At 39.4% G+C, this 26,175-nt stretch carries 15 protein-coding genes and 1 tRNA gene; 1 reads left to right on the forward strand and 15 read right to left on the reverse strand.

The features are described from left to right. Window positions 1–4: 4 nt before the first annotated feature. The 15 genes from FQT24_RS04865 to FQT24_RS04955 form a co-directional block, all read right to left on the reverse strand. Window positions 5–6,577 carry a S8 family peptidase gene (locus FQT24_RS04865; RefSeq protein WP_143952353.1) on the reverse strand — a complete coding sequence of 2,191 codons (6,573 nt, stop codon included), beginning with the start codon at window positions 6,575–6,577 and terminating at the stop codon, window positions 5–7. Between the two features lie 585 nt (window positions 6,578–7,162). After that, window positions 7,163–7,948, reverse strand: a complete 786-nt coding sequence (locus tag FQT24_RS04875; protein WP_045611242.1) for an ABC transporter permease — start codon at window positions 7,946–7,948, stop codon at window positions 7,163–7,165. Between the two features lies 1 nt (window position 7,949). Then, a complete protein-coding gene (locus tag FQT24_RS04880; RefSeq protein ID WP_045606003.1) occupies window positions 7,950–8,768 on the reverse strand; it encodes an ABC transporter permease in 819 nt (272 codons plus the stop codon). Between the two features lies 1 nt (window position 8,769). Beyond that, a complete protein-coding gene (locus tag FQT24_RS04885; RefSeq protein WP_143952354.1) occupies window positions 8,770–9,762 on the reverse strand; it encodes an ABC transporter ATP-binding protein in 993 nt (330 codons plus the stop codon). Window positions 9,763–10,197: 435 nt separating this feature from the next. Beyond that, complete coding sequence (locus FQT24_RS04895; RefSeq protein WP_001019006.1) at window positions 10,198–11,079, reverse strand: class II fructose-bisphosphate aldolase; 882 nt, start codon at window positions 11,077–11,079, stop codon at window positions 10,198–10,200. 140 nt (window positions 11,080–11,219) lie between these two features. Continuing rightward, a complete protein-coding gene (vncS, locus tag FQT24_RS04900; protein WP_143952356.1) occupies window positions 11,220–12,548 on the reverse strand; it encodes a sensor histidine kinase VncS in 1,329 nt (442 codons plus the stop codon). Further along, a complete protein-coding gene (gene vncR / locus FQT24_RS04905; protein WP_024057458.1) occupies window positions 12,545–13,201 on the reverse strand; it encodes a response regulator transcription factor VncR in 657 nt (218 codons plus the stop codon). The genes vncS and vncR overlap by 4 nt, the downstream gene beginning before the upstream one ends. 159 nt (window positions 13,202–13,360) lie before the next feature. After that, a complete protein-coding gene (locus tag FQT24_RS04910; RefSeq protein ID WP_143952357.1) occupies window positions 13,361–17,119 on the reverse strand; it encodes a LysM peptidoglycan-binding domain-containing protein in 3,759 nt (1,252 codons plus the stop codon). Between the two features lie 357 nt (window positions 17,120–17,476). Then, window positions 17,477–18,856 (reverse strand): ABC transporter permease subunit Vex3, encoded by a 1,380-nt coding sequence (vex3, locus tag FQT24_RS04915; RefSeq protein ID WP_143952358.1) that lies wholly within the window; start codon window positions 18,854–18,856, stop codon window positions 17,477–17,479. 161 nt (window positions 18,857–19,017) lie between these two features. Then, the gene (gene vex2 / locus FQT24_RS04925) at window positions 19,018–19,665 is read right to left on the reverse strand and encodes an ABC transporter ATP-binding subunit Vex2 (RefSeq protein ID WP_000173725.1); all 648 of its coding nucleotides are present in this window, start codon (window positions 19,663–19,665) and stop codon (window positions 19,018–19,020) included. A 12-nt stretch (window positions 19,666–19,677) separates the two neighbouring features. Continuing rightward, window positions 19,678–20,955, reverse strand: a complete 1,278-nt coding sequence (locus FQT24_RS04930; RefSeq protein ID WP_143952359.1) for an ABC transporter permease — start codon at window positions 20,953–20,955, stop codon at window positions 19,678–19,680. 139 nt (window positions 20,956–21,094) lie between these two features. Further along, window positions 21,095–21,180: transfer RNA gene (locus FQT24_RS04935), tRNA-Leu, on the reverse strand. A gap of 80 nt (window positions 21,181–21,260) precedes the next feature. Then, complete coding sequence (locus tag FQT24_RS04940; RefSeq protein ID WP_143952360.1) at window positions 21,261–21,836, reverse strand: cysteine hydrolase family protein; 576 nt, start codon at window positions 21,834–21,836, stop codon at window positions 21,261–21,263. Beyond that, window positions 21,836–22,624, reverse strand: a complete 789-nt coding sequence (codY, locus tag FQT24_RS04945; protein WP_000940721.1) for a GTP-sensing pleiotropic transcriptional regulator CodY — start codon at window positions 22,622–22,624, stop codon at window positions 21,836–21,838. Before codY ends, FQT24_RS04940 begins: the two co-directional genes overlap by 1 nt. Window positions 22,625–22,879: 255 nt before the next feature. Next, window positions 22,880–24,454, reverse strand: a complete 1,575-nt coding sequence (locus tag FQT24_RS04955; protein ID WP_143952361.1) for a degradosome RNA helicase CshA — start codon at window positions 24,452–24,454, stop codon at window positions 22,880–22,882. A gap of 329 nt (window positions 24,455–24,783) precedes the next feature. Between FQT24_RS04955 and FQT24_RS04960 the strand changes: the two genes are divergently transcribed. Beyond that, window positions 24,784–26,100 (forward strand): FAD-containing oxidoreductase, encoded by a 1,317-nt coding sequence (locus FQT24_RS04960; protein WP_004255717.1) that lies wholly within the window; start codon window positions 24,784–24,786, stop codon window positions 26,098–26,100. Window positions 26,101–26,175: the final 75 nt, after the last annotated feature.

Raw genomic sequence — 26,175 nt, forward strand, 5'->3', positions numbered from 1 at the left:
GGTCTTAATCTTGATCTTTTTTCTTCAATCCAAGAAATGCACCTACGGTAAACATTATTCCAGCAATGAATGGTGTAAAACCTTCTCTAACTGTTCCGGTTTTTGGCAATCTATCAGAATTGTTAGTATCCGATTTACTATCGATATTGGTATGTTTATTAGCTATATTCTCTGGTTCATTAAGATAAACTTCCTTCTTATTTTCAAAGTTTTTATCATTTTTATCAGGAACTGTAGCTGTAACATCCTTAGTTGAATCAGATCTTTGACTTTCATCTAATTGACTATAATTTACTTGTACAGGAACTGTAGTTTTAACATCTTTAGTTGAATCAGATTTGTGTGAATGATTTTCTCTTTGTAAATCCTCTTTTCTATTACTTTGATTTAATTGACTAGGATTTGTCTGTGGGTTATCTTTCTTTTTGGATACATCAAAAGTAGGTTTATTTTCCTCTTCCTTTTTCTCCTCTATTTTCTTGAATACAGGTTTTATAAGGGTATCTTTTGATAGATTAATAACATAACCAGCATCTTTTTTCCCTTCGACACCAGAAATTTCCCAGCCATCAAATTGATATCCTTTTTCTAATTCACCCTCATAGACAGGTAAAATGAAATCTTCTTCCGACACTATCGTTGAACTCATTTCTTTTCCATTTTGAATGGTCACAGTCACCGTATGAGGTTTTAATTCGCTCACCTCTCCCGTATCTTTGTTTAAAATGAATTCTTTTACGGTTGTATTTCTTGCAAAATCTTTTACAACAATCTTAATGTTTAGTGTCTTATCTGTTAGTTGTTTAATATCATCAAATGATTTGTATTCTTTTCCATTTACATAAATATGTTTGTCTTGAATCTCACCATCGAATCCATTATTTCTTTTATCATTGATATTAAAGACTACAGATTTTCCGTCAGCATATTCAATACTAGTATTTCCCTTAGGATCAATGTTTACTTCTGGTTTAACATTATCATATAAAAATTGATAGTGTACTCCAACCGCTTTCGCATTCAAATCGCTATAGCCAGTTTTAAGATAAACATTTCCATCCATATCTGTTACCTTATCTGGGAATCCGTTTGCTTTATAGTCTTTCATTCCCCAGTCCATGATGTCACCGTCTTTAACATTAAGCTTAATGTTAAAATCTCTAGTGTTATCAATATGTAAATCTCCGTAGATTAAATAATTATCTACAACCGATTCATTAACTCTCAACTCCCAGTTAAAACCACCCTTATCAGAAATCTTACCTCTTAAATAGAATTCTGGATTTCGTACATAAATTTTATTATATTTAGATGGATTAAAGTAGTTCTTGTCCATTGAAAGGTTTACTGGTTTTGCATCAATAAATAACGTAGAGCCATCTTCTTTTATAGCCTCTACATTGGACTTATCCTCTCCAGTGTACTCTTTACCATCCTTACCAAATAATACCAGTTTAGAAGGATCTGTTACAAGATTTCCATCTTTATCGATTGCCTCCCCTTTATCGTTCATTTTAAAGGTAAACACTTGATATCTTACAATGTTAAAGCCGTCCAAAGCCGACATTAATACAGCTTGAGTACTTCTTCCATCTTCAACATTTCTACTATCAGTATAAATTATTTTTTCTGAAAGGACTCTTAGATTAGGATTGGTCTTTTGTATTTTTGCTATATCTTCCTTGCTATAGACTCCATTTCCTTCTAACATATCCGTTTTTCCAGGATTATAGGTAGTCACTTTTAGTGCATAGCCTTTTCTTAGAATGATGTTGTCTTTTAACAGATATTGTTGTTTTTCTGAATCAGAATAGATTTTACCAGATTCCATGTCCGTTAAATTGTTTGGTTTGTTTTTTGAAAGATCTCCTTCTCCTAATTCTATTACATTCCCATAACTTGATGCATACGGATATTCTGTCTTAGTTTCCTTATTTTTTTCAGGCATTCTAATCTTCGTTTCAGCTTTTATCTGATCATCATCTTTCACAAAGAATCTCATATCTCCTGAAAAAGCTAATCCATCCACAATATCATTAATATTAGCGTATAAATCAAATGTCATCGTTTTTGAATGTGAATCATACTTAGTCGTTTTGATTTCTATCGATTTATAGTTATTTCCATAATATACCTTGGCATTTTTAGAAACATTACTTATCTTTCCAAGAATTTCAAAGTGTCCATCTTTAGACGGGCTTAGAACACCATAAATTTTTGATTTGATTTCGTCAAGTTTTTCAGTTTCATATTCTAAGGCACTACCATCGTCATAAGCAATGATATTTCCCTTATCATCGTATTTATAATCGTATTCCTCTGTTCTCTTACCAGTTTCACTTGTAAAGTCATCAACTTCTCTAAATTTCTTTTTAATGAGTTTCTTCAAGTCTTTACTTTCAAACTCTCTAATTGTTGAAATAGTTTTATGAATAGTCAAGCTAGATTTTTCTTCAATAGACTCTTCATTGTCTTGATGATTTTCTTCCTCAGTTGTATCTTTTTTAAGACTATCCTCTTTTCTATTTTCTAAATTTTTAAATTTAGATTCGGAAATCTCGCCAAGCTTTTGGTATTTAGATGAATCTTGGTCAGGATCTACTAGATAATAGGAAATCATCCCCTTTTCATCAGCATGATCAGCAAATTTAATTCTATGAATCTTTGTGAAATTGCTAGAGCCATCTAGTGCAATGACTTCAATGATTTTTCCTCTTAAATCTCCTGCACCCTTAATTTCATAAATGGTATTTCCGTCTTTGTCAAGTTTCCTATTTCTTCCTTGACCCTCACCTGCGTAAGTTACTTCAAGATTTTTCTCAACCTCTCCATCTTCATTAACCAGAGCGGCGCCAGCATACCAAACTTCGTTTGCAATCTCGTCAAATTTTTCAGGATGTTCTTTTTGATCTCTCGCAAATAGGGTTTCATTCTTGTATTGATCTTTTACCTTGTGATAAGTATCCTTTGTAATCAGCTTAATTTTTTCAGGATTTGAAAAATCAACCGAAACAATCTTAGGGGCTGTGTTATCAATTTTTACAGGAATATAGGAAACCTGCCATGTATAATCTTTAGTTAATCTATATTTAAATTTATAGAAATATTGACCTTCTGCAATCGGTTCAAATTGACCTCTTATCTTAGTAGCAGGATCTTTGGTATCCTTGCTTTCTGGTGCATTTTCTTCTCTACCTCTAGGGTTATAGATGAGTCCATCCCACTTCAAGTCACCCCACACTTTTAGTTTAGAAGATTTGATTCCCTTTGCATCATTTCTCTTAGAGTTTAAAATTCCTTTAATAAAGTGTTCTCTCGAAATGACTTTTAAGTCTCTTTGATTTTCTCCCTCTTTATTTGTATTTACTATTGAAATCATTCCTTCTTCTGCACTTCTTAATACAAGTGGAGAAGGTGTTAATCCTCTCTCAAGTTGAGCATCTTGAGGATTTCCATTTGAATCTAAAGGATAAATTTTAGCAATATTAGAACCACTTGATGATGGTGCGGTGATCCCTTCGTTATTGAAAGCAAATAATTCTGGATTTTTATCTAGGGATGTTGTATTTTTATCTTTTCTATTTTGTATAACTCCTGCTGGATTAAATTTATCTATACCATGTTCTCCACCAATTCCCTTATTTAAGGTTCCTGGAATTTTTGGTTTACCATCATCATCATAACCTTCCATTGTTTTTGATTTTGAACCTTCTTCCCAGGCCCATTTATCAAGGATTGGTTCCTTATTCCAATCCCCAGCAAATCCCATTAGAGGCATCGATAAAGAAGGTTGGAAATTTGTTTTCTTACCATTGGAGTTTAGAGCTTCCATTTCTTCCACTGACTCAAAATGAATAAATGATTCTACAAATTTATTTTTGTTTTTAGCCTCCCCAACATTTATAACCGCATTTAAATCAAAGCTAGAATTTGGGCCTATAGTGAAAGTGTCATGCTCAAATGTGATATTTGCTCCTTTGACTTTTTCTGGGTGGATTTCTGGAACAATTTGCTTCCCATCTGGAGATTTTTCGTCTTTGTATGTTTCATCCAGTTTTAGTCTATCAGTTAGAGCATCTGTAGTTACCGCTGATGCTGAAACTTTAAAGGTCAAAGGTCTGTTTGATGTATTGTGAAGCTTAACGGTAAAGTATTTTTTATCTCCTTTTATTTCTTTAAGAGAAACAGAACCATAAGAGTTTACCAAGCCTTTAGAATCCGTGTTTTTGAAAGTCGCTACAACTTCATTTCTCAAAGCATTAGCAACATTAATTAGCCCTGCTCCTTGTTGTCTAGGTGATGCAAAGTATTGACTTTTTTCTTTCCAAGACGTTGCATCCATCATAGGCCGTGCAGTATTTTGTAGGGCTATTTTTGTAAGACTTGTAAGGTCTATTTTGTCATCTCCCTTAAGATTTTTCAAGGCAGGTCTTTCAAGCATTTCCTTTAACTTTGGTCTAATCAAAACAGTAGAAGCTGCCACGATTGGAGTTGCCATACTAGTCCCTGACATATAACCATAAGTTGATTTCCCATTAATGACATTGAGAGTGGATTTAATATTTTTACCTGGTGCTGAGACATCAGGTTTTAAAAGCAAATCTGTTCTCGGTCCCCAAGATGTGGATCCTGCTGGAACTATGACATCTTCTTTATACAATTCTTTGTCTGTGTCAGGTGCAAACTTAAAGTCAATCTCTTTTTCGTCACCTACATTCGGTTTATTAGAATTATAGCTGGCCATATCAATTGGATAGTATTGCTCCAATTTATCTTTGAAATCTTCCTTACTATTTCTTTTAACCTCAGTTTTTTTATCAGGATTAATCATGTTCCATAGTTTTACACCATCATCTCCTGAAATTGAAAATACTTGACTTTTAGTCCCTTCATCCGCTTCATATCCCATGGCTGGAAGCTCTGTCCAATTATCTCTGTTGTAGTAATTGACAGTATTTACAACCATAATGGCGCGTGCGCCCTTATCCGTTGCTCTTTTAAAAGCATCTTTTAAATCCTTGGTATAAATTCGATCCATTACTGCAATTTTGCCCTTAAGATCCAATCCTATCAAATCTTGGTCTTGACCTTTGCCTATATATACAAAGTTTAATTTACTAGGAGCTTTTGAACCGTCTTCATTTGTTATGATTTTATTCTTATCGAAAAAGGCCCCTATATTTCTGTATTTAAAATTTTCTCCACCTATGTTGACTTTATCAAACTCAACTGTCTGATTTTTAGCAGAAGCGACCGCTATCGCATCTTCATGTGCTGCAGTTCGCGTTACATTTCCAGTATCTGTCATTTTCAGATTATTATTTGCCACTAAATCCCATGAAGAACTTGAAGCAGAAGTCGCATAGTTACCCGTAGCTACAACCATTGGAATGCCTGCTTTTCTTAACGCTCTAATAGCTTCCCAATATTTCTCACCTACAAGACCTGTTCCTGTAAAGCCAGATGATACCGAAACAACATCGACATTGTGTTTGATCGAATCTTCAATAGCATGAAACATTGTTTCATCTCCTGCGAAGCCAGATCCTGCGTCAGAGTACATTTTATAAGAGAAGATCTGTGCATTAGGCGCAATTCCATCTATTCCGTTAAAGTTTTTAATATCTTTTTCAGTATCATTTCCCGCAAGAATCCCTGCAATATGCATTCCATGTGGATCAAAATAATCGCTTCCATCATCAGCTTTTTCTACAGTAATTTTACCACCATTATAATAATTGAAAGCATGAGGGATTTTATCACTCAACCAGAAATTTTTATCAGTACCTTTTAAGTCTTCTTTTTTGAATCTCATTGAGCCTTTAGCATCATCATCAATCCTCATGGCCTTATGCCTATAATCTGTCCCGGTATCGATATTTGAAATGACCATACCTCTACCATCAAAATTTTTACCAAATGGAGCATTGATAGATTTTAGGTAATCAATTGCCTCTTCAACTCCAATTTCCTTCCTAGCATGATTCATCATTGGCTGGACTTTTTGTGATCGTTCAACCGATGAGATACCTTCTATTAGTTTAATTTTGTCCAGATTATCTGGAGTTGTTTCTATTGCAACACCATTAAAAACTGTATCATAAGTATATAAAACTTTTGTATCCTTAAGATTGGATAATTCCTTGATTGCTTTTTCTCCAGATTCCTTATCTTTAAATTCAGCAATATAGACAAGTTTATCCTCTTTTTGGGGACTTTCTGGGTCTTTACTTGCAGACGAGTCCACTTTATCTTCTTTGGGTTGATTGGAATCTTCTTTGATTTTTTCTTCGTTGCTAGTGTTATTGTCTATCACAGATTCCTTACTAACAACTTCTTTTTCCTCAATAACTGTTGTTTTCTTCTCTTCAGTATTCTTGGAAGTTTCTATAGCATTATGAATATTTTCATGTTTTTCTTTATTTTCTGCTTCCTTATTTACTACTACTTTTTCTTTATCAGAGATATTTAAAGCATCTTCAGAGCTAGATGTGTCTGCTAAAATTACCTCATTAGGGACATATGCTGCTAAAATAATGGCAGCTGTGGTTAATGACAATACTGTACTTTTTTTCATTTTAATTCCTTACATATTTATTTAACTTCCAATAGATAGTAAACTTTAACTTTGCTAGCCTTTGTTATAAAAAGTTTTACTAAGTATTATCTAGGAAATAGAGTAGTACATTTATATATAATTGTTAGCTCTCTGAAAAATAGTATATCAATTAAAAAATTTTAAGTCAAGAAAAATTAATACGGGTTAATTTATTTTTTAACATATGTTAAAAATCAAGTCAAAAAGTTTCGTAGTTAACTGGGATACATTATAAGCACATTCACACCATCAAAAATAGTAGCAATCAACTTAAAGCACTAGCAACATCACAAAGTCAAACATCATTGATGAAATATCAGCGCTATTAAACAATATAAATAACCGCTAAGAATAAGACTTAACGGTTATCTTCTACATATCTATTTTTTCAAATCCTCAGTCGTTTATCTACCTATAACCTAGGCTTTACGAGTGCCTTGCTCTACCAACTGAGCTAAATCGGCGATTACACTTACAGTATAGCACTCTGAGAATAGGTGTCAAGAAATTTTCATCTCTATTAAAAAAAGCCTGTCCTGAGACAAGGCTTTGATATTCTATTATTTACGAACCCGCACTTTCGTAGGCATCTAAGCCCCTATCCCAAAGTTTAAGGGAAATGACAAAGAAAACAAGGGAAATCAACATCAAACCTCCGATGTTAAAGATTACATCCTTGTCCTGCAAGAAATAGCTAGCAGGATAGTATGCTGTAAAGGCAAAAGGTACAATAAAACTGATTAACCAACGAAGAAATGAATTATAAATCGAAATCGGGTACTTGGCAAAGTCATTGAACATATAAAAAATGTAAATCATGGCGCCTGACTGCTTGGTCCAAAAAGCGATACTAGCTGTCGCGATTTTCAAGGAAGTATAAATCAAGGTCGCAAAGGGAATACAGACTAGGAAAAGTAGGAATTTTGGAAGGGTCCAAGCAATGCTGGTCACAGTTGTTGCTAGTAAAATACCCCCGACCAAAAGTTCTCCCAAGGCATCAATCTGAAAGGTCTCAACTAGGATGTGAAAGAGAGGATTGATAGGACGAGTCAGATATTTGTCAAATTCTCCTTTTCGAACCAAGCGTTGACCTAACGCCCAGAGATTGTCAAAAAAGAGATGGTCCAAGCCCTTAGGAATCAAGGAAAAGCCATAAATAAAAGCAATCTCTTGAAAGGTCCAGCCTTCTAGGGATGGAATATGTTGAAAGATGACATTGAGAAACAAAAGGTTCAATCCTTGAGTCAGAAAGACTCCTAAAACCCCCACCACAAAATCAACCTTATACTCCATGATTTGCTTGATGTATTGTCTGATAAAAATCAGATGCATGCGTTGATATTTTTTCATACTAACCTCCTTGAATGGTAATAAAGGACTGGACTCGTTTCCAAATCAACTGAGACAAGCCCACCATCACTAAGAGCCAGAAAAACTGCAAAGCGAGCGCCTGAAGAATCTGATTGGCATCGTATTTCCCAACGATAATCATGACCGGAGTGTAAATCAAGGATGAAAAAGGCAGGAAGGACAGAATATCTGAAACAACCTTTGGAAAGAAAGCCAAGGGAATCAAACTTCCAGACATAAAGGCCACTATGGAAGTCTTGAGTAGATTGGAACCCCAAAGATTTTTAAACACAAAGGCTGAAAAACCAAAGCAGATATTAAAGAAAAAGTTGATCAGGTAGGCTAGCGTTAAGCTAAAAAGATAAAGGACAGTTAATCCCAGCACTTCTACCATCCCTTGCCCAGATAAGATTTTCATCAAAACAATGACACTTAAAAATGGAAGACCGACACTGATAAAAATCAACCACTTTGACCCAAGCTCGGTAAAGAGATAAGAAGCCGCAAAATGCACTGGTCTCAACAAGCGCATGATAATGGAACCATCCTTGACCTCCTCTCCAATCATAAAGGAAGAATCGGACCTAGTTAGAAGATTGGTCACAAAACTCATAATGATATAGAGGGTGATATCTGCCATACTAAAGCCCTGAATCAAGGACTCTTGCGAAGAATCAAAGACAGCCTTCCAGAGATAAAAGGCCACAAAAGCACCCATTACATCGCCGATCCGATAAAGAATAAAGTTGACTCGGTAAGTAATCAACTCCTGAACCCCTGCATTGATAAAGGGTTTATAACGTCTCCACAATTTGACCATCTTAGAGCTCCTTTCGGTAGAAGCGACGGATAATATCTTCAATATCCGTATCCACCATCTTCAAATCGCGGATTTCAAAATCAGATAGGGTTTGCTTGATAATGTCAGCTGACTGGTAGCGAGAACTATCGAATTCAATGTTGAGACTATTTCCTTGTCTGTCAATTGTCATATCCGAAAAGCCTTCATAGTGAGAAAGGAGATGACTTTGATCTGGTAGCAGTTCAAAGGAGAGTGTCTTCATCTTGCCAAAGGTTTCCTTAAGCTGGCTAACCGTTCCATCAAAAATCTCTTGCCCCTTATCAATCATAAAAATCCGATCACATAGTTGCTCAATATCACTTAAGTCATGGGTGGTCAAGAGAATGGTCGTCTCTTCCTCCTGATTGATCTGAGTAATAGCCCGACGAATATTATCCTTGACCGAAACGTCCAAACCAATGGTCGGCTCATCTAAAAAGAGAACCTTGGGATTGTGGAGCAAGGAAGCTGCAATGTCCGCCCGCATCCGTTGTCCCAGCGAAAGAGTTCGTACGGGATCCTTGATAAAGTCCTTCAAATCCAAGACTTCATTCAAAAAATCCATGCGCTTATGAAAGAGCGAATCTGGCACATCGTAAATCTCCTTTAAAACCGTGTAGGTCTCTTGCAGAGCCAAATCCCACCATAGCTGAGTACGTTGTCCAAAGACCACCCCAATATCCTTGACATAATCTTGACGATTGTCCTGGGGAATCTTGCCGTTAATCCGACAAAAACCAGATGTCGGTTTTAAAATTCCCGTCAGCATTTTGATGGTTGTCGACTTCCCAGCACCATTTGCTCCGATAAAGCCTAAAATCTGCCCTTTTGGAACTTCAAAAGTCAAATCCTTGACCGCTTCAAAGGTCTGCTTTTCAGGATGAATAAAGGAACGTAAAGCCCCCTTCAAGCCCGGTTCCTTAACAGTCTTCACAAAATTTTTCTGAAGATGTTCCACTTCTATCATTGCCATATCTATCTCCCTATGGTAAGGAATAGCAACATTGTATTTTGACTACAAATATTCTAAATCCTTACTTTCTATACCTTCTACATTTTATTGCTACAGAAGGCTTTATACCAACCTATTATAATCCAATAAAAACCATAATGCAAGCGTTTGCTTAAAATTTGTGAAATTGAAAATTTTTCTCTTAAAGTGGTATTTTTATACTCAATGAAAATCAAAGAGCAAACTAGGAAGCTAGCCGTAGGTTGCTCAAAACACTGTTTTGAGGTTGTAGATGGAACTGACGTAGTCAGTATCCTACACATACGGCAAGGCGAAGATGACGTGGTTTGAAGAGATTTTCGAAGAGTAGTAGTCCAAAATTCTGGTTTAATAGTCTCCTTAAAACGCCAAAAAACCCACCCAATGGGTAGGTTTTATCTGTATTGTTCAGCTAGATTAAGCTTTACCTTCTGAACCGAATACGTCGATACGTTCTTCAACTGATGCTTGGATAGCTTTTACACCGTCAGCCAAGAATTTACGTGGGTCGAAGAGTTTTTTCTTGTCGTATTCTGCTTCGTTTGCTTCGTAGTCACGAGCAAATTTACGAGTTGCGTTAGCGAATGCGATTTGGCATTCAGTGTTAACGTTAACTTTCGCAACACCAAGTTTGATAGCTGCTTGGATTTGCTCATCAGGAATACCTGAACCACCGTGCAATACGATTGGGAATCCTGGTACAGCTTCAGTCAATTTTTGCAAGTGATCAAGGTGAAGACCTTTCCAGTTTTCTGGGTAAGGACCGTGGATGTTACCGATACCAGCTGCCAAGAAGTCGATACCAGTTTCAACCATTGCTTTAGCGTCTTCGATTGGAGCCAATTCACCATCACCGATGATTCCGTCTTCTTCACCACCGATAGTACCAACTTCAGCTTCCACTGATACACCATTTGCATGAGCAAATTCTACAACTTTACGAGCTTTTTCAAGGTTTTCTTCAACTGGAAGGTGTGAACCATCAAACATAACTGAAGTATAACCAACTCGGATACACTCAAGTGCATCTTCGTAGTGACCGTGGTCAAGGTGGATAGCTACTGGTACAGTGATACCCATTGATTCAACAAGGTTAGCGATCAAGTTGCGAGCAACTTTGTAACCACCCATGTATTTAGCAGCACCCATTGAAGTTTGGATCAAAACTGGAGCTTTTTTAGCTTCTGCTGCGCGCAAGATAGCTTGAGTCCACTCAAGGTTGTTTGTGTTAAATCCACCAACTGCATAACCGTTGTCACGAGCTGCTTGGACAAATTTTTCTGCTGAAACGATTGCCATTTTATCAGGCCTCCTGTATATTTTTATGGGTCATCCCATTTACATTGTTCATTTTATCACTTTTTGACAAAAAAATCTAGTTTTTCCCGCAGTTTCGATTGAATTTCTTCTAGCTTCATCTATGTAAACCCTTTCTATCCCTAGTCTTGGGCGACTTTTGGAAAAGCTATGAAGAAAGTCAAACGATTCTCCTTCATCTCAAAACGATAAGGTAATTTTTCATGTTCTAATAGACTCTTGACCACAAAGAGCCCCATCCCAGAACCCTTGGCCTTGCGACTAGCATTGTCAGAAAAAGACTGGGCTAGTTTTTCTTGTTCTTCTGGACTGCAGCTATTTTCTATAAAAAGTTCCCCTTCTCTCTCTCCAATACGAACCAAACTACCTGGAGCAGAATGCTTGATGGCATTGCTGATAAGGTTAGAAAGAATCAACTTCATAACTGATGGGTTTAGATAAGCCTGCTGATGGGTTAAACTATTGTCTATCTGGAGTTCTCTTTCCTTGGCTAGTAAAGCATAATCTTGAACTAGACTTTGCGTCATCTGGTATAGGTCAATTTGTTCCCTATCATCTCTCAATTCCTGCACAGACGAGAGGGAAAGTATCTGCAGAACATGGTGATTGAGTTCATCCACAATCCCTAAGGCAACTCCCAGATAGTGGTCTCTATCCTTATAACGACTAACATTTTCTTTCATGTTTTCGATCAAGATTTTCAAACTAGCCAGTGGTGTTTTCAATTCATGAGAAGCCCCTCGTAGGAATTCGACCTTCATCTTTTCAAGCTGGAGAATAGCTTCATTCTTGTCATGCAAGTCCGCAATGACAGTCAAAAGATGCTGGTAGAGGCTATTGATTTGTTCCTTGAGATCACCAATCTCATCCCTAGAATCCACGCGCAATCGCACTTGGGCATCTAGTTCCATCATCCGACGGGTTACCCGCTTGATTTCCAAAATCGGGGCAACAATGGTCCGAGCATAGATATAGGCTACCAAAAGGGAAATCAGAAAGGATGCCAGCAAGGTATAGGGAAGAAACTGGAGACTGATTTGCTCTGCTTCCTTTTGCAAATCCATGGACGCTAAAAACTGGAGAGTCATGGTACCACCGTCCTGCGTTTTCACCTCGCGCTCCTCGATAAAAAGAGAGGTTGTCTGGCGATCTGTATCCAGAGGAAGGCTGTCCTTTACTTCTAACTTGTCCTCGGTCATCTCGCCCTTGACGGTCCCCTTGATATCACTAGTCTGAGAATACAAGTCTAACACTTGCTCGATGCTCTGCCTATCCTTACCTTCTAGGGACTGGGCAATGGCTGTCGCTTTCTGACCAATGGTTTCCTGACGATGACTCAGATAAGTAGAAGGAAAAAGAAAATAAATAGCCAAATGAAGGCAGATAACCAGAACACTAAATATCGAGAAGGTATAGATAAATATCTTTGTAAATAAACCTGTTCGTTTCATTTTCGCTCCAATTTATAACCAACATTGCGCACAGTGAGGATGCAATCCAAGTCTAGCTTTTTCCGCAGCTCCTTGATATAAACATCAATGACACGGTCAAAGGGAACCTCATCTGTCGCTTTCCATACGGCATCAATTATCTGAGATCGGGTCAAAGCCCGTCCTTCATTTTTCACCAGATAGTCCAAAATTTCCAACTCTTTAGCATTAACAGCCACTTCTTGACCTGCTAGGCTGGCACTGTAGCTCTCAAAGTCCACCTTGGTATCCTTATAGGAGAAGACTCGTCCTGTATCGTAGTAGCGCTTAAAAATCGCGTCTACCCTCACTTTTAAGAGGGAGAGGGAGAAGGGCTTTTCCAGATAGCCATCTGCCAGAGAGGCAAAGGCGCTCAGCTTGTATTCCTCATCCTGAAAGGCGGTCAGCATCAAGACAGGGACTTGGCTGGTTTTACGAATCTCCGCTAGGACTTCTAGGCCATTGAGCTTGGGCATCTGGATATCCAGTAAAACCAAGGCTATTTCATAGCTGGAAAATTTTTCTAAGGCTTCTTGACCGTCTGCTGCCTCAATGGTTTCATAACCGCAATCCGTCAAATAGTCACTGACTCCCTCACGGATCATCTCTTCATCTTCTACAATTAAAATTTTCATACTTTAACTGCTCTCTTTTTTATTTTTCTTAGAATAAATACCTACTCTATTTATTATAATCTCTTATTGGCCTTTTGTCTTTAAGAAACTTGCTACTAGATAAAACAAAGAGAGCCTATCGCTCTCTCTGCTCACATTTCACTCCCTATGGAATGAAAATTATTTAGCTGCTTTTGAAAATGTTACAACGTAGTTATAATCTTTCCCATTAGCTTGATAGACATAGTCCTCTTTGAAAGTATAGCCGCGTTTGCTCAACTCTTCTTTCTTAGCATCAACTTGGCTCTTGACTGCTGCTTTCACCTGTTCAGTTGATAAACCTTCCGCGATTTCAAGAGAAGTTCCATTGATATCTCCTAGGAAACCTGCAATATCTTTCATTTTATCAAAGTTATAAAATACATTTACTTTGACCTTTTGAGGAGCTGGCTGTTCTAGACTTCTACGATTTCTGCTAGCGCGCGGTTGAACTGCTGGAGCCATTCTGAAACCTGAAGTTCCTGTAGCCTCCTTAGTGAATGTGACAACGTAGTTATAATCTTTTCCATTATTTTTAGAGAGATAGTCTTCTTTAACAGTATAACCACGTTTACGTAATTCCTCTTTCTTGGCATCAACTTGGCTCTTGACTGCTGCTTTCACCTGTTCAGTTGATAAACCTTCCGCGATTTCAAGAGAAGTTCCATTGATATCTCCTAGGAAACCTGCAATATCTTTCATTTTATCAAAGTTATAAAATACATTTACTTTGACCTTTTGAGGAGCTGGCTGTTCTAGAATTCTACGATTTCTGCTAGCGCGTGGTTGAACTGCTGGAGCCATTCTGAAACCTGAAGTTCCTGTAGCCTCCTTAGTGAATGTGACAACGTAGTTATAATTTTTCACAGTAGTATCTTGTTCAAAAATAATGTCATTTTTCACATAATACCCTCTAGCAGCTAGGTCTTTTATCTTGGCTTGAATTTTTTCTTTTACTAATTCTTTTGCCTGTGCTTCACTCGTTCCAGCAGGAATTGTAACAGTGTTATCTTCTCCTGGGTCAGATAGGAAACCATGAATATCTGGCATTCCAGCGAAGTTATAGCTAATATTTACAGTTCCATCTGGTTCTGATGTTGAACGTGCTACTCTTCTTGCTCTTGCTTGAACTGATGGAGCATTTCTAAAACTTGAAGTCCCTGATGATGTTGTTTCTGGTTGTGGTTGTGCTGTTGGTGCTGATGAGTTATCTGTCCCTTCTGCTGAGGCTGGTTGCGTTGCTCCTGAAGGTGCTTCTCCTGAACCATGTCCTATTGCTGTGCTTCCATTGTCAATAATAGTACCTTCATTACGACCATTTGTTAAATTATCTTTATTGTAGTTTGGTGCTGGTAATTCTTCACCTGGAACATCAATTTCATCAATTTTACTTTGATACTCATCCGCAACAGCTACAGCAGCATCGTGATCTTTAGCATTATTTATTGCCGCTAATGCTTCTTCTTTTAATTCATTTAATTTTTCTTTTAATTTTGTTTTTTCTGCTTCATCTTTAACTTTTTCAATTTCACTATGTTTTGAAGCTGCAATTTTTTCAATAACATCTTTTCCATCTTTTTTTGCTTCCTCAAGTTTTTCATCTTTAGGTGCTACTTCTTCAGACGGAGTATCCTCTTTAGGTGCCGGAGCCGAATTTGGTGTTTCATCCTTTGAATCTACTGGATTTGATGTATCTCCAGTTTGATTAGTTGGTAGTTTATCCTCTTTGGGTATTGTTGCTTCTGGTTTTGAAGCTGGAGTTTCAGGTTGTTTTGTAGTCCCTGTGTTTGAAGTAGTACCATCTGTTACCGGACTTGATGTTGCTACATTACCTGAATCATTTGTAGCTTCCGCAGATGGAGTATTAGAAGGTTCTGACTTTGTTTCAGATTTACCTGATTCTCCAGCTGGCTGTGCAGTGGAATTGGTATCGCCTGATGTGACCGGTGCTTCTTCGCTTGGGGTTACCGGTGCCGGTGTCGCTGGTTCTTCCGCTTTCGGCGCAGGTGTCGTTGGTTCCTCTGATTTTGGTGCGAGTGCTACTGGCTCCTCTGATTTTGGCGCTGGAGACACTGGTGCCTCTGATTTTGGCGCTGGAGATACTGATTCCTCCACCTTTGGCGCTGGTGTCGCTGGTTCTTCCACTTTCGGCGCTGGTGTCGTTGGTTCCTCTGCTTTCGGTGCTGGTGTCGTTGGTTCCTCTGATTTTGGTGCTGATGCCGCTGGTTCTTCCACTTTCGGTGCTGGTGTTGCTGGTTCTTCCACTTTTGATGTCGGCGCTAATTGCTCGTCTGCTTTTGGTGCTGATGCCGCTGGCTCATCTGCTTTTGGCGCTGGAGACACTGGCTCATCTGCTTTTGGTGCTGGTGCCACTGACTCGTCTGCTTTCGGTGCTGGAGATACTGGCTCATCCACCTTTGGTGCTGGTGTCGATGGAGTCTCTTCTTTCGGTGCCGGTGTCACTGGCTCTTCCGCTTTTGGCGCTGGTGTTGATGGAGTCTCTTCTTTCGGTGCTGGTGTCGATGGCTCTTCCACTTTTGGCGCTGGTGTTGATGGAGTCTCTTCTTTCGGTGCTGGTGTCGATGGAGTCTCTTCTTTCGGTGCTGGTGTCGATGGCTCTTCCACTTTTGGCGCTGGTGTCGATGGAGTCTCTTCTTTCGGTGCCGGTGTCACTGGCTCTTCCGCTTTTGGCGCTGGTGTTGCTGGAGTCTCTTCTTTCGGTGCCGGTGTCACTGGCTCTTCCGCTTTTGGCGCTGGTGTTGATGGAGTCTCTTCTTTCGGTGCCGGTGTCACTGGCTCTTCCGCTTTTGGCGCTGGTGTTGATGGAGTCTCTTCTTTCGGTGCTGGTGTCGATGGCTCTTCCACTTTTGGCGCTGGTGTTGATGGAGTCTCTTCTTTCGGTGCTGGTGTCGATGGCTCTTCCACTTTTGGCGCTGGTGTCGATGGAGTCTCTTCTTTCGGTGCCGGTGTCACTGGCTCTTCCGCTTTTGGCGCTGGTGTTGCTGGAGTCTCTTCTTTCGGTGCTGGTGTCGATGGAGTCTCTTCTTTCGGTGCTGGTGTCGATGGAGTCTCTTCTTTCGGTGCCGGTGTCACTGGCTCTTCCGCTTTTGGCGCTGGTGTTGCTGGAGTCTCTTCTTTCGGTGCCGGTGTCGATGGAGTCTCTTCTTTCGGTGCCGGTGTTGCTGGCTCTTCCGCTTTTGGCGCTGGTGTTGCTGGAGTCTCTTCTTTCGGTGCCGGTGTCACTGGCTCTTCCGCTTTTGGCGCTGGTGTTGATGGAGTCTCTTCTTTCGGTGCCGGTGTCGCTGGTTCCTCTGCTTTCGGCGCTGGAGTCGCTGGCTCTTCCACTTTTGGCGCAACTGAGACTGAGGTTTCTGATTTCGGTGCTGATACTGCTGGTGTTTCCACAACTACTGGTGTCGTTTGTTTAACAGTAGTAGTTTGCTCTCCAGTTACAGTATCTGTCTTTGTTTCAACTTCATAACTTTGACGGCTACCAGAATTATCAATCGACACTTGCTGTCTTTTTACTTCTGTATTTCCATCTTTTAGAAAAGCCTCTTCGCTAAAATACAATTGATTATTAGCAAAAATCAAATCTCTATTTGCAATACGATTTATCTCAACCAAACTATCAACAGATAGCCCTGTTGCTCCACTAATAGCACTCAGTGTATCTCCCCACTTGATTGTGTAGTGTGATAAATTGTCTATATTTTGAATATCAGCTTTTACTTCTGCAACTGTTCTGGCTACCCAAACACCATCTTGTTCACTGGCTGACACAGTTGGAGCTAAAAAGCCCAGACCTAGCAAAATGACACCTGTCGCAACAATTGCACCAGTTCTCAATTTTCTAAAGCCACGTAGGGACAAGCTTCCTCTAACATTTGTTTGTCTCATAATGTTTATTTTTCCTCACTATTCTATATTTTCCAAAGTAGACCCTACCTAGGTCTACTAGCCTATGTTTGCGATATGGGTAGGCTTCTACAGATTTATCTATCTATTTTCAAGATAAGATTTCTATAGATTTTTATGCACAATTCCATATATAAGTTACGAAACCCCTTTCTAATAAATTCCATAGCTTTAGTATATCATATTTAAACAATAAAGTACAAAGAAAGCAACTGAAAGCAATGATTTTCACCACTGCTTTCGGTTCTATTTTGAATTGTTAAATAGCCATTCTCTATCCACCGTTCTTGAATAGAAAAACAAGATGCTGTCTCTATTTCCAGACTAATTTTTTCAAACTTATTCGCTATCCAGCAAGAGCTCTTTTGGTTGTTTTCTGAGGAGATTGCTTGATGCAAGCGCCATAACGAGAACCACTAGAACCAAGGCAAGGACGAAGACGATGATAAAGTCTGATGTCTGAATAGAAATATCTAGGCTCGATAAAGTCTTACTAAAGCCATCCACTTCTGCACCGCCACCAAGGTTAGAGGCTTGAGCTGCCTTGCTGGCTTGCTTAGCAACACCTGAAGTAACATTGGCAAGAACGGTGTTTCCGATTGCACGGGCAGTGTAGTTGGCTAGGAAATAGGATGCAACAAGAGCAGGGATGGCAATCAAGATGGATTCAGTGATGAATTGACCCAAGATACTTGCCTGCTTGAGACCAATAGAGAGGAGAATACCCACTTCCTTGCGACGGGCATTGATCCAAAGGCTGAGCAAGAGGGCAAGGAGAAGAACGGAGAAACTCAAGCTGCCCCAGAAGAGGAGGTTGGCCATCTTGTACATACCAGAGATGGATTGCTCAAGAGCTGGGTAGTTAGAAGAACTCTTAACGAGTGTATAGCTCTTCCAGTTGATACCACTGATGCCATTCAATTCTTTCATGGCATCATCCAAGTTCTTGTCCGCTGTTACAAAGAAGGTTGCGTCTCCATAAATAGCTGTGTCTTCTGTGTATCCATAAAGTTTTGCAGCCGTATGGATGTCTGTGATAGCTGTGTTTTCGTATAGTTCTTGGGAGTAGGTTACTGCCGACTTATTGTGACCATCAAAGAGTCCCTTAATTGTCACTTCAACTGTTTCCTTGGCTCCTTTTTCATTGTCTGCATCGTAGATATTGGAGTCTAGTTTAACCTTATCCCCGACTTTCCAGCCGTGTTTGGCTGCCAAGTCCTTGTGCAGGAGGATCTTGTCCTTGTCATCATTCGTTAGATGCTCTCCTTCGACCAGCTTATAAGAACCTGAGACAAACTTGTCTTCTTTTGAGGAGTCATTGACACCTGTAATCATCAAGCTACTTCCAAAATGTTTGGCACGGTCAGGTGTCAGATTTTTCTTGGTATCTGGCGTTTCGATGAGTTCATAGCCAGTCAAATCTCCGATAGCGTTGATGCGTTTCACATAAGACTCAATAGCCTTGTTTTCGGTGATTTTTTTGATATCCTCACCCTTGATATTCCCAGCACCACGTGGCGTTCCTTGATTAACGCGACGATTGATTTGCATGGAGAAACTGTTGGTAATATTTTTAAAGGTCTCCTGAGAAGCCTTGGCAGTAGCTCCCTTGATCGACAAGCCGACCAAACTCAAGCTCGCCATGAGGAGAATAATCAGGAAGATGACAATCGATTTGAAAAACTTCCTTGTAACATAGGCAAATGCGTTGTGTAACATAGGTTCCCTTTCTAGATTTTGTTCTATTTTATAGTTCTAATACTCAATGAAAATCAAAAAGCAAACTAGGAAGCTAGCCGTAAGCTGTACTTGAGTACGGTAAGGCGACGATGACGTGGTTTGAATTTGATTTTCGAAGAGTATAATTGAAAAAGCTCATATTATTTCGTAGTATTGCGAGTTTCAGTCAGTTTCTTGTCCTTCAACTCAAGTGTAATATCTGATGCTTGTGCCACTTCTTTGCTGTGAGTTACGACGATGACACATTTACCTGTTTTCTGGGCAAGTGATTTGAGCAGTTCGACAATATCTCCAGCAGTTTTAGGGTCCAGATTTCCCGTTGGCTCATCCGCTAGAATAACTGGAGCTTCTGATACCAAACTACGAGCAATAGCAACACGTTGTTGTTGACCACCTGATAACTGGAGAACATTCCGCTTGATCTGACTTTCATCCAAACCAAGCTCAAGCAGTGTATCCTTGCTTGCCTTTTTGTTGACCAAGCGGATATTTTCCAGTGGAGAAAGATAATCTATCAAGTTATAATTTTGAAAGACCAGGGAAATATGGTGCATACGATGGTAGGAATAGCCCTTCTTACGAATATCCTCTCCTTGGAAAAGGATAGAACCTTCAACAGGACTATCTAGACCAGCCAGTAGGGACAAGAGAGTGGATTTTCCTGCTCCTGACTCCCCAATAATACTGTAAAATTTCCCGGGTTCAAAATTATAATTGATCTGATATAGGACTGCTTCAGCAGTGTTCTTATAACGGTAGGTAAGGTCTTGTAATTGTAATAAAGTCATGATTTCTCCTTCTTAACTAATAGATGATAAAATTTCTTTAGGCGATTTTCTAAATAAGAATAGGAAACAAAGGGCTACAGATAAGCAACTAATCAACAACAGAAAGACATAGGACTCTGCAAAAGATAATAAACTACTTGATAGACCACTTGTTTTGGCTAGTGTATTTTGTAAGCTTGCCTGATCTCCACTTGCTAGTAGAGTTTGGAGTAGGTAGGATGTGATTGCGTTTCCTGTAGCAAATGCTGGAAGCAAAGCTCCGAGAGATACCAAAAATACCTCTAAACAGAACTGCAGGAAAATCGAACTCTTGCCTTTTCCAAGTGCCAGAAGAATCCCCACTTCGTAGACCCGTTCTCTCAACCAGAGAGACAAAACAAGAATTAAGGCTCCTGCTCCTGCTATCATAATCCCATAAAGGAAAATGGTCAGAAAGGTTTGGAAAGTTGCAACCGAGTCTTTGATTTGTTCAAAAGCCTTGTTTTCCTTTTCAACTTGATACCCTTGATTTTCCAAGGCCAAGTTTTCCACCTGCTTCATGAGTCCGTCCATTTCCTTAGGATTTTCTACATAGAAGCGAGCTGCACTGACTTGAGGTTCACTATTACCCAAAAGGCTTTGGCTACTCTCATAATCTGTAAAGACCTGGTTTTCACTGAAATCAGAAGACAAGCCTGTGAATTTCTCCTGTTTTTTACCAGAAAAGATTCCTACAATCTCAAACTCCACTGTTTGTCCTTTGCCAGATTCTGACTGTCCAGCATCCAAGCCAATCTTGTCATGAAGCGAAAGACCGTTCTTCTTAGCCAACTCTTCGTGGATCAAGATTTTCTTGAAATCTCCTTTTTGAAGGTGTCGCCCTTCTTTTAAGTTGAAAGCCGAGCTGGTAAAGGTCACATCCTTAGATGAATCCTCAAGAGCCGTTATGCTAACCAAGTTTTTGTCTGCAGCTGACAAATCATCACGCTCCACGCTCTGCTCGCCACTCACCGCTTCCTTGTCTTTTAGTTTTGCAATCGTCTCGAGTTCAGGAGAAACATTTTCCAGTCCCTTAATCTTGTTTACAGATGCTAGGTCTGACAACTTGAAGGTCTGACCATTTTCTATCTTCTTAATAGAAAAAGATGTATTGAGTGATTTGTAAAGATTGGTTTCAACTGTTTTGTTGGACTTCATCAGAGTCAAACAGGCTGAAATTCCAGCCAATAGGACCAATAAAATCAGAAATAAAATAAAACTTCTCAGTCGTTTTCTGCTGACATAAGCCCAAGCTCTTTGGATTGGATTCATTTGTCACCTCCATATTTGTAAGACTATTATAAAATCCAAATATGAAATGTCTATGAAATACAAAAAAAGAGCAAAATTTTTTTGCTCTACTTGAATTATATGAAAACAAAAGAGCTAGCCTAAGCTAACTCTTATCCTATGCGGAGAGAGGGACTTGAACCCTCACGACCTAAAGCGGTCACAGGATCCTTAGTCCTGCGCGTCTGCCAATTCCGCCATCCCCGCGTCGATTACTTTACTAGTATATCAACTTTTAGGATGCTTGTCAACACTTTTTTTCAATTTTTTTCATTTCATCAACCAAGTTACTCTGAAATTTCATTTAGATTTTCATCTACTAACTTAGCTCCGAGTGTATTTTTGAAATGACCTAGGGCAAATTGATGATTTTCAGGCCAGATAGATGCAACAGCCGGTTTAACAATCTCGATGTCATATCCTAGATTATAGGCATCTATAGCTGTATGCAGGACACAGATATCCGTCAAAACTCCGGTTAAAATAACTGTAGAAATTCGACGCTCTCTCAAACGGATATCTAGGTCAGTACCCGAAAAAGCTGAGTAATGACGTTTATCCATCCAAAAGACACGACTGTCTGAACCATGCTCTTGATAAAAGATCCCCAAATCTCCGTATAAATTCCGTCCACTAGTCCCAATCAAATTGTGAGGAGGAAACAGCTTGCTTTCTGGATGGAAACAATCGTTTTCTTCGTGAGCATCAATGGTAAAGAAGATGTAATCTCCTCGTTCAAAAGCTAGTCGAGTTACCTTGCTGATGGCATCCGAAATCGCCTGAGCTGGAGCACCTGCTGTCAGCTTCCCACTATCAGCAACAAAATCTTCTGTATAGTCAATCGAAATTAAAGCCTTAGTCATTAGTAATCTCTTTTCTTCACTTCTTCAAAAATATCTGAAATCAAAACCTTAAGATAGGTTCCCTTCATTCCAAGTGAACGACTTTCAATAATCCCTGCAGATTCAAGTTTACGAAGGGCATTGACAATCACAGAGCGAGTGATTCCGATACGATCTGCAATCACTGACGCAGTCAACTGCCCTTCATTTCCATTTAATTCCCCTAAAATAGCTGAAACAGCACGGAGTTCAGAGTAAGAAAGGGTATTAACCGCCATGGTAACAGCAGTACGGCGGCGAATATTTTTCTCATCTTCTTCGCGTTGGAAATTAAGGAGTTGAATCCCAACAACGGTACTGGCAATCTCAACAAGAATCAAGTCCTCGTCTTCGAATTTTTTATCATTGCGCCAAATAATCAAAGAACCAAGTCGAATCCCTGATACATGAATCGGTGCAATGGTCGTCAAACCATCTGGAAAGTCGGCACGACTTTCCACAGGAAAAATACTTAAATCATGATCAACTGTCAGATTGGCTTCTGTATCGTAAATCATGTTCGCACCTTGAATGTAGTCATCCGGGAAAATTTTAGTTTGAAAGAATTGCTCTACACGATCTGTATTGGTTTTGTAACGCATAAAATAGCCAAGGAGACGTCCCTTGCTATTAACGATACAGGCGTTACAGTCAATAATATCTGCCAATTGACGGGTAATCGCATTGTAGGGAAGTTCTTCCTGCAACTGCTCGTCTGAGCGCTTCAGGATAGAAGTAATTTTTCTAGTTTTTTCTAATAAATGTGCCATTTTTCACCTCGAATTTAATCGCTATCATTATAACATAAACAGCTTGAATTTTCAATTATTATCTGAAAATTGCTTATTTAATTGCAATTTGAAAAAACAAGAATATTTTTAATTAAATTGCTTCTTTTCTATTGACAAGCTCCCTATTTTTGTGTATCATAACATTACAAGAAGATAATATATCTATTTTATTTATCTCTCTTTTCCATTCGGTCTCCTTATATAAAAAAGCGATTCATTTTGAACCGCTTTTTCTTATTTATCGCCCTTGTTACGAATAACAAAGCCTGTTTGCTTTTCGCTTGAAGTATTGCGTGGTTTTTTATTATCCTTACGATAACGTTTTTCCTTATCAAAACGATCATTGCCACGACTTCCTTTTTTGAAATCATCACGACGACCACCACGACGGTTGTCTCCACGGCGATTATCACGACGGTCATCTCCACGACGACCTCCCTTACCTTTACCACCAAAGCCATTACCTGATGGTTTAAATGGCAGTGGTTTTTCACGTGCAATCTCCACTTCAGGAAGACTATCTGGATCTTGAACAGTCAGACTCAAGATATACATTGCCAATTCTTCTGGAGTAAATTCGGCAGCTAGCTTACGAGCATCCTTACCAAATTTCTCAAAGTTGGCACGGATAGTCTCATCTGCAAAATCACGTTCGATTTTCTTGAGAGCTACGTGTTTTTTTGCTTGGAAGGCTTCTTCTGCACTTGCAGGTTTGAGACCTTTCATGCGTTTCTTAGTCAAATTTTCAATGATTTGAAGATAGCCCATTTCATTTGGTGAAACGAAGGTAATAGACTGACCTGACTTACCAGCACGACCTGTACGACCGATACGGTGAACATAACTTTCAGGATCTTGTGGAATATCGTAGTTATAGACATGGGTCACACCTGAAATATCCAACCCACGCGCTGCAACGTCTGTCGCAACCAAAACATCGAGATTGCCATTTTTAAAGTCACGAAGGACACGAAGACGTTTGTTTTGGTCCAAATCACCATGAATTCCTTCTGCACGGAAGCCACGGATTTTCAAACCACGAGTCAATTCATCTACACGACGTTTTGTACGACCAAATACGATAGCAAGCTCAGGCTGTTCCACATCCATAAGACGTGTCATGGTATCAAATTTTTCTTGTTCCTTAACTCGGATATAGTATTGGTCAACCAATTCTGTTGTCAATTCCTTAGCCGCAATCTTCACATGCTCAGGTTCTTTCATAAACTGAACACCGATACGTTTGATGGCATCTGGCATAGTTGCTGAGAAAAGTAAGGTTTGACGGCTTTCAGGGACACGAAAAATGATAGCTTCAATGTCTTCAAGGAAGCCCATGTTGAGCATTTCATCCGCTTCGTCAAGGATAAGAGTTTCAATATCTTGTAATTTCAAGGCCTTGCGTTTAATCAAGTCCAAAAGACGACCTGGAGTTCCCACCACGATATGGGCACCAGATTTAAGAGCCTTAATTTGTTTTTCAATGCTTGATCCGCCATATACTGAACGGACTTTGACTCCCTTACTACGACCAAAGCGGAAGAGTTCTTCTTGACTTTGAACAGCAAGTTCACGTGTTGGAGCAATGACCAAGGCTTGGATGGTCGCTTCTTCTGTACGGATTTTTTCAAGGGTAGGCAAGCCAAAGGCTGCAGTTTTTCCTGTACCAGTCTGAGCTTGACCGATAACGTCCTTGCCTTCAAGGGCCAAGGGAATGGTTTGTTCTTGGATCGGACTGGCTTCTACAAAACCAGCTTTTTCAATCTCTGCTAGCAAATCAGCAGACAAGTTTAATTCATTAAATTTCACGTTATTCTTCTTTCTAAAGGTGGTGCGAAGCCACCCTATAGGGCTTAGTTTATACTTTTCTTTTTATGACGTATTTTCATATACTGGATATAAAATCGTGTTGCTTCTTTTCCACAAAAGAAAAGTACTGTTTTCTTTGCAACCTATCTAGTATAACACAAGAGAGAAGCAAAAGATAGCCCAATCCATCGATAATATCATGTAAACGATTTTTCTGAGAAAGTAAGGCTATAATTTCCACTATTTCATAAACTTTTTTAAAGCGTAGCAGAATTGTGCAAAAGTTTTTTTCTTGTGCTAGAATGAAATTCGAATAGGAGGAACTCTAAATGTTAACTTATGATTTAATCGTTATCGGATTTGGTAAAGCTGGTAAAACACTAGCAGGTAAATTGGCTTCAGCTGGTAAAAAAGTTGCCCTCGTTGAACGTAGCAAAGCTATGTACGGTGGAACTTGTATCAACATCGGTTGTATCCCAACTAAAACTTTGCTGGTTGCTGCTGAGAAAGACTTGTCTTTTGAAGAAGTGATTGCTACCAAAAACACTATCACTAGTCGCCTCAACGGTAAAAACTATGCGACTGTTGCTGGTACAGGCGTCGATATCTTTGATGCGGAAGCTCACTTCCTTTCAAATAAAGTCATCGAAATCCAAGCTGGTGATGAAAAGAAAGAACTGACTGCTGAAACAATCGTCATCAACACTGGTGCTGTTTCAAACGTCTTGCCAATCCCTGGACTTGCTACAAGCAAAAACGTCTTTGACTCAACAGGTATCCAAAACTTGGACAAATTACCTGAAAACCTTGGAGTCCTTGGTGGTGGAAATATCGGTCTTGAATTTGCCGGCCTATACAACAAACTTGGAAGCAAGGTTACAGTCCTAGATGCCTTGGATACTTTCCTTCCTCGTGCAGAACCTTCCATCGCAGCTCTTGCTAAACAATACATGGAAGAAGACGGTATTGAATTGCTTCAAAATATCCGTACTACTGAAATCAAAAACGACGGTGACCAAGTGCTCGTTGTGACTGAAAACGAAACTTACCGTTTCGATGCCCTTCTCTACGCAACAGGACGTAAACCAAACGTAGAACCACTTCAACTTGAAAATACAGATATTGAACTAACTGAACGTGGTGCTATTAAAGTAGACAAACATTGTCAAACAAACGTTCCTGGTGTCTTTGCAGTTGGAGATGTCAACGGTGGCCTTCAATTTACTTACATTTCACTTGATGACTTCCGTGTTGTTTACAGCTACCTTGCTGGAGATGGCAGCTACACACTTGAAGACCGTCTCAATGTACCAAATACTATGTTCATCACACCTGCACTTTCACAAGTTGGTTTGACTGAAAGCCAAGCAGCTGATTTGAAACTTCCATACGCAGTGAAAGAAATCCCTGTTGCAGCAATGCCTCGTGGTCACGTAAACGGAGACCTTCGCGGAGCTTTCAAAGCTGTTGTTAATACTGAAACAAAAGAAATTCTTGGAGCAAGCATCTTCTCAGAAGGTTCTCAAGAAATCATCAACATCATCACTGTTGCTATGGACAACAAAATTCCTTACACTTACTTCACAAAACAAATCTTCACTCACCCAACCTTGGCTGAGAACTTGAATGACTTGTTTGCAATTTAAGTTGAGATTTAATCGTATCGAACAGCCCTCTGAGGGCTGTTTTTATTTCTGCGAAATCTCAAATCTGTCTTTTCC

The organism is Streptococcus mitis, from assembly GCF_901542415.1.
Lineage (GTDB): Bacteria > Bacillota > Bacilli > Lactobacillales > Streptococcaceae > Streptococcus > Streptococcus mitis_BL.